This is a genomic window from Spiroplasma apis B31 (assembly GCF_000500935.1).
In the GTDB taxonomy this organism is placed as follows: domain Bacteria; phylum Bacillota_I; class Bacilli_A; order Mycoplasmatales; family Mycoplasmataceae; genus Spiroplasma_A; species Spiroplasma_A apis.
Genome location: NC_022998.1, coordinates 535,247 through 552,073 on the forward strand (window position 1 = coordinate 535,247; position 16,827 = coordinate 552,073).

The window sequence follows — 16,827 nt, forward strand, 5'->3', positions numbered from 1 at the left end:
TTATGGAAAAATTAAATATTTCAAAAGTTTCATTCTCTAGTTTACTTAGTTATACTTTTAAAATAACATTCAAGTCAGCTAAAGTTTATTTAACTGCAATAATACTTCCTGTTTTACTTTCTATTTTGATTTACTTACTTGTGACTTCTTTTGGTTTCAAAGATTATTCAAATCAATTGGGACAAATAACTAAATTATTTATAATTCCTTTCACATTTTCGTTTTTCACATTCTCACTTTTAATATTAAACTGAGAAGCCAGTGTCTTGGTAAAGCAATCTAAAATCTTTTTGATTAGTAGATGAAGAATATATTCATCAATATTTTTGGTTACTTGTGTTATGACAGTGCTTTCTTTCTTGACATTTATAATTTGTTTAAACTTATTCGATCTAGTTTTAAGAGTACAAAATTTTAATAATTACTTTATAAGCTTACCAAAATTATTTTTTGTTAAAGGAACCTTTGCAGAAGCATGTGGATTTTTATTTTCGATAACCTTAACTGCAGTGATGTTCTTCTTATATTTATTTTGTATCTTAATTATTTCTTATATAATTTGTAATTTATGTAAGTCATTAGTTATTGTACAAGCAATTAATTTTATTATTGTTATTTTATTTTTACTTCTTGGTGATTGCATAATAAATGTTAACGATTTGTCGAATAGTAATTCAAATATTGTATTGAATATTTTAGGTTATTTATTACCTATTAAATCATTTCAATGAACAATAGTATCATTATTAACAAATACATATATTTATGAATATAATATTTTACAAACTATTTTTAATCCAAAACTAGAAATACCATTTACATTCTTAACTAATAAAGCCGAACTTGTTTTACCAATAGCTTTATTTAATTCATTTTTATGAATAGCAACTTTTTGATTAGTTGCAAATAGTCTAACTAAAAAGGGGATAAAATAATGAAAAAAATTCTTAGTTTATTAATGTCAACTAGTGTTATTGTTGGTGTTTCAAGTAATGCTATTTCTTGTAATATTGGAAAGTTTTCAACAAGAGCGCATTTAGAATCTTTTGATGATTTCAATTGAAAAACAGGACAAACAAGTGATGGAGATGGATACAATTGGTATTATGATGATTTTGGAAATAAAATCACCAATGATGAATTACCTTTAGAAAGTGTACAAGGAGAACAAGGCCCAGTAGATAAAATATTTAATTATGATAAATATTCTACTTCATATAAAGGTGCAAACTTTATAAAAAAACAAGCAACCACTGGTTCTCCTATAATAAAATCATATCGTCCAAATGGTAATAAATGATTGGACTTCGGTTTTGAATCAAGATCTCGTAAATTTAATTACATCAATTCTCTACCTGATTGAAACGATGGAACTGATATGGATCTTGATTATAATAAGGCTAGTCAAAAACTAAAAGGTAGAAACTATGTTGCTAAAAAAACTGTAAATACGCAACAAAAACAAACCTTTTTTAATTTTTTTCATGACCCTTCAAATTCTTCAAGTTCAATTGTTGGAACTAAAAATACGTTCGGAGGTAATTTAACTAATTTAAGTTATACACACCAAATGTATACTTGACCCGCAATTACTAACAAGGGTTGATTAACACCATCATTTGCCGATTATACTGATTATATGCACAAAAACGGAGTTCCTGTTTTAGGTTTATGGTATATGTCAGGATGAGAAGATTTAACAAGAGAATCATTAAAATCAATTTTGACAACAGATGCAAATGGTGTTTTTACAATGGTAAATATTTTAATACAACAATGTATTGATTTAAACTTTGATGGCTGAATAATAAATAACGAAGCAAATGGTTCTCAAGGTGATGGATACGTTATTGAGAATAGTGAAATTAACAAAATTATGGAGCAATTCAATGAAAGAGCAAAAGAGTTGGAGAGTTCATTAGGTAGAAAATTAAGTATAATTTATTATACTAATGATAGTTCTTTGGAATATGACCCCGTAACTCAAAAACCTAACTCTAGAAAAACTTTTGAAGCAGCTAAAAGTGCAAGTGCATTTCAATTAGATTTTGTTAAAAGCACACCTAATCTGGATAGATATATAAAAGAAGAACACGCTGGTAATAATGAAAAAAGAAAAGATTTATATACACTATTAAACGAAAGTGTAACAATACCTGGACTTGGTGCATTTGATTATAAAAATTTGATATTTAATAAAGATAAGTATAATAGATATGACTTAGAAAAGGCTAATAATTCTTTTTCAATATTTGGTTCAGGTGGTGCTAATGAGTATGCTAAATCTTTCAAAAACTGAGCTAATTCAGAAAACTTAATAAATGATCAAAACGAGTATAAATATTTACTAATGCAACAAGAATTATCAAATTTATACTCAACTTATCAAATGGTTGGAAAAAATGGTTATCTTGAAAACGATCAGAAAGGTTTTACTGATATGATTTCGCAAGGACAACAAGATATTGATGAACTTTATCAATACGATCCAAGAATTAATTTCAAAAAATTTAATAAAAGTTTATCAATTTCTCCTATCGATTATTTATTCAAACGAAGTGAGAATAATGTTTACAAATATAGTGTTGGAGTAGGGAGTTCATTTTTAGAGAAAACCGTAGTAGCAGATACAGTTATTGATAACGATTACAGTAGTTACAGTAACAAAGAACCAAAAGAAATTGAAAATGATCCATCAATGACAACTTATTTTTCTACTGGTTCGGGAATTAAATTTATTAACAGAGATAGTAAAGGCAAAGCACTTTATGACAAAATTACTCCTTGAACAAATTCTCGCTTAGGAGATGTTATGCCAACATATCAATGAGATTTTTGAAGTAAAGAAAAAGTTCATGACACAATTCAAATTAATACTCTAGATGGTGAGAAAAACGTAAGTACAATTACAAGTGAAGGGCAATTAGCACCATATTTTGATTATTACAATCCTTACATGAAAGGTAATTCCATTTCTGTTGGTATGGGTTATGACTTTGATAATGATGGAGTTGTAAAACCAGGTATATGATATCCAAATCAAGATTATTACTGAAATATAATGGGAACTAATCTAAGTAAAAACAATTACAATGTTAGTTATTTTGTCAAAAAAAGTAAAAGTGATACAAAGTCAAATGACATCATTAATGATAAAAATACCAAAATAACTTATACAACATCAAATGAAAATCAAGGACCAAAAGTCATTGATGATACAAAAATAACAGAAATTAATGATGGTTGGTATAAAGTTACAGCTGATTTGAGTAAGCTATCAGGTATTAATAGTGGAAATAGGATTGCTAAATTAGGACTTAAAATAAATCCTGCTAATGAAACTAAGTTTTTATATTCTGTTGGTGGATTTAACATTTCTAAAAACTTGGATGCTGAGCAATTAACTAATGAAACTAAGGTAAAAAAAATAAAAAACGAGTATGTTGTTAAAAGATCATCTGACAATAACAATGTAAATATAAGATTTAATTGAGATATAGACAATAAGGAAAGTGATTACTTCAATATCTTTTATTCAAATGATGGGATTAATTGATATCGTCTTGGTCAGACAACCATCAATAAGTACTATTTAAGAGAGTTGAACGATAATGAAGACCATTTTATCTATATAGGAATACAACCAGTTAATAAATCAGGTATACCTAATAAAGTTTTTTACTCAAAAATCGATACAAACTATAATTATTAAAAATTTAAACACCTAAAATAAAATCAGCGATTAAAAGAGACTCTTTTTATTGTTAGATTTTATCATAGGTGTTTTTTATGACTAACTTCATTTTTGATTCAAAGAATTGAAATATCTTAAAAGTCTCTTAATTCATTTGATATTAATAGGATTTTAAAAACATACCTTTATTAAAACTTGTAATTATTTTCAACAATTTGAGGACACATTCATTTTGATTAAAATAGAACTGTGTGTATTATTAGCTAAAGTTGATAGTTACTATACTTAAAATATATTAATAATTTTAGAACAAGAATGGTATTTATAAATACTTTGCCGAGGTTAAGGATTGAAACAATGCCATAATTTGAAGGTAATTACAATTATGAAAAAAAACGTCAATAATAAGTTTTAAAACATTTGATTATGTACATAATCAAACTAAATCAGAAAATTTAATATAGCTAAAAAACTAATAATTTGACCTTTTTATATAAAAGATAAATTTTTCGAATTTTGAAAAAATTAATTAAAAAGCAAATTTTATTTATATATATATATATATATAAAAGTCGAAAAACTAAAACCTTTTTAACAAGCATATGATTTTTTTACTACACTTTGTAAAAAAGTCTAGTGGTAAAATTAATTTTTAAAATATTTCTAAATTTTAAAAATCATTTTACTTTGATAATTATTTTCACTTTGTTGTGTATCATATTAATAAGTGTATTAAATATTAATATACCAAAAGGAGAAAAAAAATGAAAAAACTATTAGGATTATTAGGCGCACTAGGAATGGTGGCCTCAACAGGTGTATCTGTTGTATCATGTGGCAAAAAAAATGAAGCTGAATCTATTGGTAAAGTTTCTTTAGGGAAAAATAACTTAAGGTCAAAAGATGACTCAACCACTTTAACTGTTGAACTTAATAAAGATCTAGCAAGTGCAGATAAAATTACAGTATCAAGTAATAAAGGTGAAGATTCATTGTTAAAAGTTGAAGAAACAAATAAAGAGACAAAAAAAGTTGTTTATAAAGTTTCATTAAAAAATGATTTACCTGAAGACAATATTAGTGAAGCATTAACTGTTAAACTTAATGATAAAGAAGTTGGCTCTGTTGAAATAAAAATATTTAGCGAAGAATCAAATGATAGAGCTGAATTTGATTTAAGTTTAATCGAAGAGGCAATAAATCACGAGGGAATTGCGGAAATAGTAACTAAAAACTATGGTAATAAAGGTTATTTATCAGTGGAACCAGGAAAAATTAAAGATCAAAATGGCATTATAGAGGCTGTAAAAACTTACGTAACCAAAGTTTTAGAAGATGCTAATAATTTAGGGTTAAATTTAAATATATCCGTTGATACTATTATAACTATGGTAAACATCGATTTCCTAGATAGTAATGGGGAGAAAATTATTGATAATAACACTAAAGACATAAATTCAATTAAAATTTCTATAAAAGAAGGGCATGAAAATGACATTGATGGTTATAAAGTTTCGGGTGAAGCAAATGTTAAAGTTGCAGAGAAAAAAGACCTTACGGGAGTTAAAACTAATTTAGATGAAGTTACTGTTGTTTCAGAAAGTGAATCTATAATTTTGAATGCAGTAAAGGAAAAATTTGGAGAAGCTAATCCTAATGCTAAGGATGCAGTTGAAAAAGGAGATTTTAGTTTTGAAAAATTAATTAACGATAGCTCTAAAAAAACAGGAAGTATCGAAGTAACAAATAAATTTAATAGTAGTGTAAAGCTAACTAATGATGAATTTACAATCACTTTTAATTATAAAATTGATAAAAATGGAATTCATGAATTAGATATAGAAAAATATGTGTTTAAAAACATTGATAGTATCATTTTGTTCACTGATGAAGAAGTAAATAATGATGATATCGTTAATGCATTATTCGATTCTGACAGTGGAGGGTTTAGTAATCAGCTTATTGAAGACGACTCATTCTATCTGACTTTAATGGAAGAAGAAAAAGTATACGGGTTTGATGAAGAAGAATTTAAGCAAAGATTTTTGGAGATATTTAACATAAACATAGCGAGTGATAAGAATTCATTTGTAATAAGTGTTAAAAATTCAAAGGTGTTTGAAAAAGCTAATTTTGTTGGTGGTCCAGTAACTATTAAAATCACAAAAGAAGATCAGGCTTTTTAAATACTCTAAATAAAAAGATTAAAAATATTACTTCTATAACAAACAAAAAATAAATATAATTCTCTAAGTATATAGTGTGTTGAAAAACATATATTTATACAAGGAGAATTTTTTTATATGCTAAATTTTAAAAAAAATGCAACATTATATATCTTAAAAATTAGAAAAATGTGTATTGTTGAATAAGTTTTTGTTTTGCTTAGAATAAACAGTATTGTGAATAATAAAGGTATAAATGCAAGCCGGGTTAAATCTGTTATGTTAAAATATTATTTTATATTAATCTTGGAAAACTCAATTGATGATGAAATGTTTAAAATTTTCATCTTATTTAAATAAGATTAATAGTGAATATAAACAGATTAACTTTGTTGATTTTAAATAAAACGTTAAACAATTTTATAACATTTTACTTCTATATAAGTATAATGATTGAACATAAGATTTCCCCAACATACATCTCTTTAGATTTCAAATAATTAAATTATATTTTTTGATATCATTGGAGTGTTCTTAAAAAAGATTGGTGTACCGAGCATTTTTTTTTTTTTTTTAAAAAAAAAAAAAAAAACTCAGAGTTTAATAATTATAATGAATTTACTAGGAGATTATATATGGCTTATTTAATAATTAGTTGAGTTGCATCAATCTTATTAGCATCGTCACTAATACCACAAATAATTAAAATGTGAAGAACAAAAAGTGCCAGAGATGTAAGTTTATTTACAATCTTGTGTTTTGTATTTGGGAATGGAAGTTGATGTATTTATGCTTATTTACAAATTTTTTTGTATGATCAAAGTACTTTGATTCAACTAGCTTTTACAAACACACTTTTATTTAGTTTTGGTGTTATTTTGATGATTTTGAAGTCAATTTCAATCTTAAAAAATAAAGTATCTAAGAACCAACCGAAAGAAGAGGAACTCTAAATGGAAATTTTTATTCAAATAGTTTCATGATTTGCGACTATAGTAAGTTGTATTAGATTTATTCCACAACTTATTAAAATTATAGTAACAAAATCTTCAAAAGATGTTTCCTTGATAATGTACATTATTGCAGTTCTAGCTGCACTGTTATGATTGATAGCAGCTGTCATGATTATGAACTATCCCTTGATAGTAACTAATGTAATAGTGTTTATAATTGCAAGTTTCATTTTAACATTCAAAATATGAGAAATTAATAAATCTAAAAAAGATTAACAGTATATTCGGTTGTTTTTGGTTGTATTTTAGAAAATTTGGTTGTTTTTGGTTGTTTTTCTTATTTTATAAGAGTACTATATGAGTGAGGTGCTAAATATGTTGAGAGAAGAAAGACTTAAACTGATAATCGATTTTGTAAATAAAAGCGGTTATTGTTCAAATGAAGAAATTTCTAAAGAACTTAATATTCCTTTTACCACCTTGCGAAGAGATTTAACGGATTTGAATTATGAACAAAAATTAAAACGTGTTCATGGTGGAGCTCAATCCATTAAAGAAAAGTCTATTTTAGAGGCAAAATTAGATGAAAAACTAACTTCTAACATTGATGCAAAACAATTAATTGCTTCAAAGGCTTTAAACTGTATTAAACCTTTTGAAACTGTATTTTTAGATGCAGGATCAACAACTTACTTTTTAGCTAAACTTATCACACAGGATTTGAATGTCAAGGTTTACACAAACTCAATAATTAATGCTCAGGTTTTAGCAAATAATGGAATAAGAGACATTTATTTATTACCTGGTAAATTAAAACTATCGACGGGTGCTATTTGTGGGGTTGAAACTATTGCTGCAATTTCGAAGTATAACTTTGATGTAGCTTTCTTAGGAATTAACGCCATAGATAAGGAATTTAATTTTTATACTACTGACGATGACGAAGCAGAGATTAAAATGAAAATTATCAAAAACGCACAGTTTGCTTTTGGTTTAGCAGACACAAGTAAAATGAATTCTAAATCCTTTGTAAGATTTAGTGACAAGAGCAAAATAGCTCTTATAAATGAAGAGGTATAAAATATGATATATACAATAACATTAAACCCAGCAATTGATCATATCATTCTAACAGATAGGCGGGTTGAATTGGGTGTAACAAACTACTACAATGATGAGTATAAAGTAGTCGGTGGTAAAGGAATTAATGCTGGTATCATTTTGAACAATTTAGGTTCTAATGTCCAAGCAATAGGTATCCTTGGTGATGAAAACAAAGACATATTTTTAGAGAAATTTAAGGAAGTAAATTTAAATAATAAATTTTTATCAAATCCAGGCAAAACAAGAGTTAATTATAAAGTTAAGAATCTTGAGTCTAAACAAGAAACAGAACTTAACGGTTTAGGTTTTGAAACTCAGAGTTCTATCATTGATGAACTTATTAAATATTTAGATGGAGTTATCAAACCCAATGACATTGTTATGGTCACAGGAAGTGTTGCAAGAGGAATTGAAAAAACAATTTATCAAGAAATTGGAAAATTAACAAATAAACACAATGCAACACTCGTTTGTGATGCCACAAACGAGTTATTAAAGTATGCTTTAAAAGAAAAACCATTTTTAATTAAACCTAATTTAGAAGAAATTTGCTCAACTTTAAATATCGAATTTAAAGAAGACATTACTTTTGATGAAACAAAAGAACTTATTCTTCAATTGAAGAATATGGGAGCTCGTAACATATTATTGAGTAAAGGTTCACAAGGTAGTTTATACTTTACAGAGTTAGGTGAAATATATAGAGTTGGTGTAGCAAAAGGTAAGTTAGTAAACTCAGTTGGAGCAGGAGATAGTATGCTCGCTGGTTTTGTTCATGGGATAGACCAAAAGTTATCTATTGAAGAAACACTACAATATGCAGCTGCCAGTGGTGCTGCAACAGCTTTTAATGAATGATTAGCTTCAAAAGAAGAAATACAATCATTAGTTAATAAAATAACAGTAGAAAAAATATAAGGAGGTTCTTATGGAATTAAAAGAACTGTTTCATAAACAAATCGCCTTTTTTGAACAAGATTTAAATACAAAAGACGAAGTTATTGAATTTTTAACTTCAAAATTAAAATCACAAAAATTCATAAAAGACGAAAAAGATTTTAAAGACGCAGTTTACAAACGTGAGGGCGAAGGTTCAACAGGTATTGGTGATGGAATTGCAATTCCACACGTATTAAATCCAACTGTTGAAAAATCAGCAATTGCATTTGTAAAACTAAAAAATAAAATTGATTGACAATCATTAGATGATCAACCAGTTGATTTGGTTTTTATGATCATGACAAATGGAAAAGATGGAAATGAGCATTTAGATGCTTTAGCAAGTTTATCAGGTTATTTAATAAAACAAGAAGTTCAAGCAGGACTAAGAAGTGCAAAAAGTGTTGACACTGTAAAAACTTTATTTAGTCAACCAAAAGAGAAAAAAGATAACACACCAAAAAATGGTAAATATGATGTTATCGGAATTACTGCTTGTCCAACTGGAATTGCACATACATATCTTGCAGCTGAAAAGTTACAAGAATACGGAGAACAACAAGGTTTAAGTGTAAAAATAGAGACACAAGGTCGTAGGGGTGTAGAAAATAAACTTACTGCAGATGATATTGCAAATGCAAAAGTTATTATTTTAGCACATGATAAGGCTATTCAAGGAATGGCTAGATTTAACGGTTACAAAGTAATCGATACAACAACTAAAGAAGCTATTTATAAGGGAAAAGATCTAATTGTTGGATTTGATAATCACCCAAAAGCTCAAAAAGTTGAAAATGCAAAAGATGATGAGGATTCAGGATCTGGAGAATTAACATTAAAGCAATTTAAAAAAGTAAAAGATAATTTATTAGCAGGTGTATCAAGAATGTTACCATTTGTTGTTGCAGGTGGTATTATTCTAGGATTTGGTTTCCTATTAGACTATATTTATACAGCATCTTTAGGAATTACTGCTATCGCTGATGAAAATAAATTCAATCAAATATTTAACGGAAAAGTTTTTGATGATTTCAAAAACGCAGTTGGTTATTGAGTAGCATCTGATGGTGCTAAGTATTATTATTCTGGCAGTTTTGGTTCTGTTTGGGGAGTCGCTCAAGCAGTCACTGCTGTTGGTAAAATAGGAATGGAATTAATGATTCCAATCTTGGCAGCATACGTGTGTTACTCATTGGTAGGAGCACAAGGATTGATGGTTGGAGCAGTTGCTGGACTTATTTCTAATGGAGATGGTTTCGTTTATAGTGTGGCTGTTAAATCATGAAGTGGGGGATGATCAAGATTCCTTCCAGAAGCAATCAGAAATGTTCCTTCATCAGGATTTATTGGTGCTTTAATTGGTGCCTACCTTGGAGGTTTAGCAGTATTTGGTTTAGCAAAAATGATGAAAAATCTACCAAAAGGATTACAAGGAGCTAGAGACATTGTTTTTGTTCCTGTGTTATCATTAGCAGCAATTGCTTTAATTATGTTAGCAATTAATATTCCTTTAGGATACGTAATGTTAGGACTACAAGAAGGTATTGTATTCTTAGCAGACAAAAATTTATTATTCATAGTATGTACATTAATCGGATTTATGATGTGTGTTGACATGGGTGGTCCAATCAATAAAATCGCTTACTCACTTGGAGTTTTAGCTGTTGGAAATCAATTGGTTAAAGACCCAAATAGTGCAGCATATTCATCACAAACTATGATTATGACAGCAAGCTTAGTTGGTGGAATGGTTCCACCAATCGGAATAGCAATATCAACTGTTTTATTCCCAAGACAATGAAGTGCAAAACATAAAGATTCTGCAAAAGCTAACTGATTAATGGGAGTATGTTTCATTTCAGAAGGTGCAATTCCATTTATGATTGAAGATCCAAAAAGAATTTCAGTATCAGCTATGGTTGGTGGTGCAATCGCTGGAGCCATCGCTGGTGCAATGCAAATTACTATTACAGCTCCACATGGTGGAATATTCATAGCACCTTTAACTAATTCATTAGTATTTAATGATGTAGCTTTATCAAAAGGACTTGGTATTGCATTCTTTATCACAGCATTTATGGTTGGTTCAATAATTATGGGTATAATCTTAGGATTCTGAAGAATGGCAGATATCAAAAACGGTAAATTAGTACTTTCAGGTACTAATGGAGTTAGAGAATCAATTCAAAATAGAATTTCTAAGTATACAGGTAATGATAAAAAAATTGCTGTTTTAGAAAGCAAACTAAATAAATACAATCAATTCGAGGAAAACTTGAAAATTAAACAAAATGAATATCAAAAACAATTGGCTGAAAAACAAAAGTTAAAAGCTAAATAATTTATTCAATAATATTATTGAAGTAAATCTTTTTAAAAAAATTTTACACATAAAACAAGTGTAGATATAATTCTCTGAGTATACATTATGTAAAAAACATAATTCTATACAAGGAGAATTTTTTTTATATAAAATTCATAAAACCAAATCAAACAAATTGAATCTCGATACTAAAAAGTTGCCGTGCAAGTACTTTATTTAAAAATCAGCACATAAATTTTTAATTAAAATGAAATTAAACATAATAACTTTTTTAGTCAAAAAACATCTGATAATCATATAATTTTATATAACTAAAAAAACTCAAACATTAATGAAGTAATCATATAAAAACATTTCGTATACTTTAAAGGGTCACCCCAAACTACAATTATTTTAACAAATTACTTTTGTACATTTCTATTGGAGTAATTTTTAATTAATATAAATGTAGCAAAAATTAATGGGGTAAACATATATCCATATCTATATCATTACAGTGATAAATTACTTGAAGATAAAATAGTTGATGATTACTTTATATTAGTAGATGAAGTTATTAAATCAAAATATAAAAGTTTATATAGAGTAAATATACCTATAATAAAAGCTGTTAAAAACCTATATGGTGATATAATAATAAAATTAATCAATAAATAAAATAAAAGTATCAAATAAATTTGCAAAAATAAGAAAAAACCAACTTGTCTTCCAAGCTTTTTTGTGCTGCATTAATGCTAGTGCAAAAATGGTAAGTGCTAGCACAATTTTTGAGAAAAAAACCTTTATTAAAGGGTTTTTTGAAAAAAGAGCTAACCACGCTTATCCTGCCACCAAAAATTTTCAATTTTAGGTAGAAAAAAATAAATTTATTTATTTTTTTCCACAAATATAAACAATTAATTGTTATTATGTTGTTAAGTAATTAATGGAGGTATTATAATGTGAAAAAATTACTAAACATAGTAGGAACTTTTTCTATAACAGCTTCAGGAGCTAGTTATTCAATAAGTTCAAAAAGCGAAATTCAGAAAAATAATTCAAATTATGAAATTAAAGATGAATTAAACTGAAGTGAAACAAATCAAGCACTTATAAGCTTATTCGATAATGTAAAAAAAAGCATAGTGTACAATAATGAAAACAATTCAAATTTTTCTAAAAAAATAAATCAAAGTGAAATTATAAAATACATTGAATTTTCACAAAGTAAATCACAAGAAATTCTTAGTAAACTCTCAAATCAGACTTTAATTGCTTTATGTGCAACAATTGGAGCAATAGTTGCATGAATAGATTTGGTAAAATTTTAGAATGTGATACTATATTTCTTTAGGTATTATTCCTATTATATCTTCAGGTTATTTTGGATTTATGATTTTTCAATATATTTTATGAAGAAATATCACTTCAGTTAAAAAAATATTTAATAAAGAAACCCTTACAACAGTTTTTCCAATTTACATAAAAAATGAAAAATGAAAAATATATACTTCTTATATTTTTTTCATTATTTTAAATTCAATAATTTTTATTGGAAGTTGTTTTATATATTCACAAAATGACAATGGTTATTTACAATATATGTTATCTAATTCTATTGTTTATACAATTTCAATCTTTTCTATAATGTATTTTATCTATATAAGCTCTAAAAGAATGAAATTAATCAAGTTTTCAAATTATAACGAAGTAAAAGAATTTATAAATAGTCAATTTATAAATGCTAAAAACTACGAAGATATATCATATGATTTAAATTTATTACCTTTTAATAATTATATAAAATATTTAGAACTAGCACGAAAAAGATATATAAATAAAATTAATTATTCATTAAATTATGAAAAATTATACAAATTATTTTTGAAATATATTAGAGCTAATTCATGGATTTTAAACCAAATTTTAGTAAAAGAATCTATTGATCTAAGTATCGAAATTCAAGCAAAACTTAAAAATATGCCAGAAATTATTTTTAAAAACTTTTGATGCAATGCGTATGAAATTTTTCAAAAAAAATAATGCTAATTAGACTTATATTTAAATTAAAATATAAAAACAGTCAATATTAATTTTAATCATATTCTGTCAATTATAGAATATGTTTTTTTATTGTAGATAGAGTTTAATGAATTACAAGGTGCTAAGTTATTTTTATAATGTCTTTCACAAACAAGTTAATAATAATAATAATAATAATAATAATAATAATTGTAAAGTCATAAAAATATAAGAATAAGCTTTTTTAACTTTGAAACTTATTCAACACTATTTAATGTTAATTTACCAAATCATCAATATAATGGAAATAAAACCGCTTCTTATAGAACTTCAATCATTATATATGCGATCTCATTGAACATATATTTAAACATTACATTCATAATATTAGTTATTATGATAGTCCTAGTCAGGATTCAATACTTGGTAATAAAAACTATAAAACTATTCATATGAATGATTTTCACCTACTTTTTTAATTTTGAATAAATTTTTTTAAGTTTCATAAAAGCTACCTATATTCACTTTTAAAACATAAAACTTTCTAAATTCTTTCTTTTATACATATTTGATAAAATTTATTGGTAATCTATTAGAGAGGTAACAAAAAATGAAAATAAATTTTAAATAAAAAATTTAGAAACTTAACTAATGGCCATAAAACACTTGAAACTTTAGATAATAAATTAAATTATTTATTTGGAGAGATCAGTTCAGGTAAAAGCAATTATTTAGATTCTATTTATTGATTTTTTTTCTTGCTTAGAGATGATAATATAGAGACTAACTTAACTATTCATGGTTTAAAGATACTAACAGAAAATTACACAGTGAAAAATAAATTAGAAATACGAATTAAATTTCAAACAGATAAGTGTTTGATAAAACAAATAAATTTATTAAATGATGGAACAATTGTGTAAAAACGAAATAATAAAAGTGGATTTAATTTATGAAACTTTGTTAGAACCAAAATAATTATTTATTAAATGTTTAATAGATTTTGTTTCAATTTTATTAATTATTAATTTATAAAATGTAATAAATAATTATACAATGAAATTAATTTTATTATTTATTGAATAAAAAGAAATATAACATTTTAAAATTTTTTAAAGTCAATTAAAAATAATTTTTAATACATTATTATTAGTCTAAAGTTGCTGATTCAACATTATCTATACAGATCTTCAATTCTTATTATAAGTGTTTATGATTTTTTTGCATTTTCTATATAAAATTTATTAAAAAAAATTACATTTAATAAAGGGTCACCCCAAACTACAATTATTTTAACAAATTACTCTTGTACATTTCTATAGGAGTAATTTTTTTTATTTATTATTCTATTGTTTGAATAATTTCAGATACAATTTTCCATTCAAGATAGAAATTCTGTTTTGTTTAAAAATTTGTATCCTTTAAAATAATTTTGTTTAATAATATTAAAAAAAATTTTTACTATTGCGTTTTGTTATGAAGCATAACCATCCGTCATACTTTGTTGTATTTTATTTGCTTTACAAAAGTCCATCATACTAATACTTCTAAACTGGGCTCCTCTATCTGTATGGATAATTGAATTACATATATTGTAGTTATTTTTTAATATATATAGCGATTTTATTAATTCTTTTGTAGTTTGATTACTTGAAAAATAAGTTTTTAAAGGTAATCTAGAATAAACATCAATATATGCAAACATATATAATTTAGAGTTATTAAACTTAAATTCTGATATATCTAAACATATTTTTTCCAATGGTCTTGAAGCAAAAAATTCTACTTTACCAGTAATTGGATTTTTCAATAAATTTGGAGCAGTATTTACAGGTTCTTTTTTTCCACTAACATAAGATTTTCACTTTCTACTTTTTTCACAATTATCAGGAAAAAGTCCTTGACTTTTCATTGAGCTTAAAACTGTTTTTCTACCAATGCCGAATTTTAAAGCTATTTTTTTATGACCTCATTTACGGTGTGTACCATATTTTAAGTCACAATCATTAAATACTAGTTTTATGAATAGATCATAAGAAGTATTTCTTTTTGTTTTATAATCTTTCGAACCATTATTAACTCAACTTTTATAAGTTTTAAAATCAATGTTTAATAAATTTAATAGTTATGAAAGTTTTATATTTTTTTTGCAAGTATTTACTTATTATTTTATAAAATTCAATGTTTATTTTTTGTTTTTAAAATCCTTTACCAGAGATGTTGTGAACTTTTCCATAATTTCGACCTTATTAATTAACTCTCTATTTTCCTTATTTTTATTTTGCATCTCTTTTCTTAAAAAACTTAACTCTTGTTTGATGTTTTCGATGTTTTTTTGTTTATCAATATTGGATTTTCTACCTCTTTTTTGATCAAATAAACCAGGGATCCCACTAGTTACATACCTATTCTGTCCTTGATAAATAGTACATGGTTGTTTAATATTATATTTTTCTGCTATTTTTTTGCACTTATGTCAAATGTTAAAAATTCATTTACTATTTTCATTTTTTCATCTGCAGTAAATAGTTTTGTTTTAACCATAAAAAAGACACCCTCCTATAAAAATTATTTGCATAATTTTTGTGTAGTTTGGGGTGACCCTTTACTTGTCAAAGTATATTTACTGTATTTAATAATATCCATTAACCAACCTTTTCACTATTTTTTTGCTTTTTTGTTAGTTAATATTTAGTGTTAACATAAATTGAAAAAGTAAATTTAGGAAATTCGTTTATACTAGTATTGAAAAACAAATTTAATTAAATTATTAGATTTGTTTTATAAATAAAATCGTAACCATTTAAAAATACTATTTTTAAAATCTTTCATATTTGGTATTTTTTAAACAGAATTTCATATAAAATTTTTTATCTGAAATTTAAAAAAAAGAAGAGAGTTGAAGTACATGAATAAAACCATCAAGTTAAAAAATATATGTCACCACATAAAAAACTTTGAAATTTTAAAAGACATAAATTGTACTTTTTATGCTGGAGAAATTGTATCTATAATTGGTTTGTCAGGATCTGGAAAAACAACTTTACTAAACATCTTATATGGTTTAGAAAAACCTTTAAAAGGCGAAGTTTATATTAATGATAAATGTATTAATACTTTAAAGGAATCAAAATTAACAAAATATCGTAGAGAGAATATGACCTACATATTTCAAGATTTAAACTTAGTAGATTATTTAAACGTTAGAGATAATATATTACTAATTTCTAAATTAACTAAAACAAAGCTTGATTTAAAAAAATTTGAGTATGTAATCAATAAACTAAATTTAGCAAATAAACTCGAGAATAAAATAAATTATTTATCTGGTGGTGAAAAACAAAAAGTAGCAATCGCAAGATCGATAATGTGCAATAGCAATATAATTTTAGCTGATGAGCCAACGGGTTCTTTGGACATAAAGGATAGAAATAACATCACACAACTACTTAAAGATCTTTGCTTAGAGTATAATAAAACCTTGATATTAGTTACTCATGATCCTTATGTTGCAATTGAAAGTGATAGTATATTTATAATTGATAATAAAACCTTAAAGAAATATAATGGAATAAAAAATGTTGAAAATGTAGAAAGATATCTACTTAACTCCAAATAAATGAATAATCTATTCTTATCTTATTTTAA

The 16,827-nt window shown here is 25.5% G+C and carries 12 protein-coding genes; 11 read left to right on the forward strand and 1 reads right to left on the reverse strand.

Going from position 1 to position 16,827, the window contains the following annotated elements:
• Nucleotides 1-2 precede the first annotated feature (2 nt).
• The 10 genes from SAPIS_RS02335 to SAPIS_RS02380 all read left to right on the forward strand — a co-directional run bounded on the left by SAPIS_RS02335 (nt 3) and on the right by SAPIS_RS02380 (nt 13,200).
• A complete protein-coding gene (locus SAPIS_RS02335) occupies nt 3-935 on the forward strand; it encodes a hypothetical protein (protein ID WP_023789239.1) in 933 nt (310 codons plus the stop codon).
• Nucleotides 935-3,712 (forward strand): endo-beta-N-acetylglucosaminidase, encoded by a 2,778-nt coding sequence (locus SAPIS_RS02340; RefSeq protein WP_023789241.1) that lies wholly within the window; start codon nt 935-937, stop codon nt 3,710-3,712. The genes SAPIS_RS02335 and SAPIS_RS02340 overlap by 1 nt, the downstream gene beginning before the upstream one ends.
• A 746-nt stretch (nt 3,713-4,458) precedes the next feature.
• Nucleotides 4,459-5,880, forward strand: coding sequence for a lipoprotein (locus tag SAPIS_RS02345; RefSeq protein WP_023789243.1), 1,422 nt, complete (start codon nt 4,459-4,461; stop codon nt 5,878-5,880).
• 614 nt (nt 5,881-6,494) lie between these two features.
• Nucleotides 6,495-6,812 (forward strand): SemiSWEET family sugar transporter, encoded by a 318-nt coding sequence (locus SAPIS_RS02350; protein WP_023789245.1) that lies wholly within the window; start codon nt 6,495-6,497, stop codon nt 6,810-6,812.
• Nucleotides 6,813-7,088 carry a SemiSWEET family sugar transporter gene (locus SAPIS_RS02355; protein WP_023789247.1) on the forward strand — a complete coding sequence of 92 codons (276 nt, stop codon included), beginning with the start codon at nt 6,813-6,815 and terminating at the stop codon, nt 7,086-7,088. It begins immediately after the preceding gene.
• 81 nt (nt 7,089-7,169) lie between these two features.
• Nucleotides 7,170-7,892: a DeoR/GlpR family DNA-binding transcription regulator gene (locus tag SAPIS_RS02360; protein WP_051372143.1), complete on the forward strand. Its 723-nt coding sequence runs from the start codon at nt 7,170-7,172 to the stop codon at nt 7,890-7,892.
• Nucleotides 7,893-7,895: 3 nt separating this feature from the next.
• A complete protein-coding gene (locus tag SAPIS_RS02365) occupies nt 7,896-8,834 on the forward strand; it encodes a 1-phosphofructokinase (RefSeq protein ID WP_023789251.1) in 939 nt (312 codons plus the stop codon).
• A 10-nt stretch (nt 8,835-8,844) separates the two neighbouring features.
• Nucleotides 8,845-11,196: a PTS fructose transporter subunit IIABC gene (locus SAPIS_RS02370; protein ID WP_023789253.1), complete on the forward strand. Its 2,352-nt coding sequence runs from the start codon at nt 8,845-8,847 to the stop codon at nt 11,194-11,196.
• Between the two features lie 923 nt (nt 11,197-12,119).
• Nucleotides 12,120-12,488, forward strand: coding sequence for a hypothetical protein (locus SAPIS_RS02375; RefSeq protein WP_023789255.1), 369 nt, complete (start codon nt 12,120-12,122; stop codon nt 12,486-12,488).
• A 1-nt stretch (nt 12,489) separates the two neighbouring features.
• Nucleotides 12,490-13,200 carry a hypothetical protein gene (locus tag SAPIS_RS02380; RefSeq protein WP_023789257.1) on the forward strand — a complete coding sequence of 237 codons (711 nt, stop codon included), beginning with the start codon at nt 12,490-12,492 and terminating at the stop codon, nt 13,198-13,200.
• A 1,453-nt stretch (nt 13,201-14,653) separates the two neighbouring features.
• Here SAPIS_RS02380 and SAPIS_RS02385 read toward each other — a convergent pair.
• Nucleotides 14,654-15,091 carry a DDE-type integrase/transposase/recombinase gene (locus tag SAPIS_RS02385; RefSeq protein WP_023789259.1) on the reverse strand — a complete coding sequence of 146 codons (438 nt, stop codon included), beginning with the start codon at nt 15,089-15,091 and terminating at the stop codon, nt 14,654-14,656.
• 996 nt (nt 15,092-16,087) lie between these two features.
• Here SAPIS_RS02385 and SAPIS_RS02390 point away from each other — a divergent pair.
• The gene (locus SAPIS_RS02390; RefSeq protein WP_023789261.1) at nt 16,088-16,798 is read left to right on the forward strand and encodes an ABC transporter ATP-binding protein; all 711 of its coding nucleotides are present in this window, start codon (nt 16,088-16,090) and stop codon (nt 16,796-16,798) included.
• Nucleotides 16,799-16,827 lie beyond the last annotated feature (29 nt).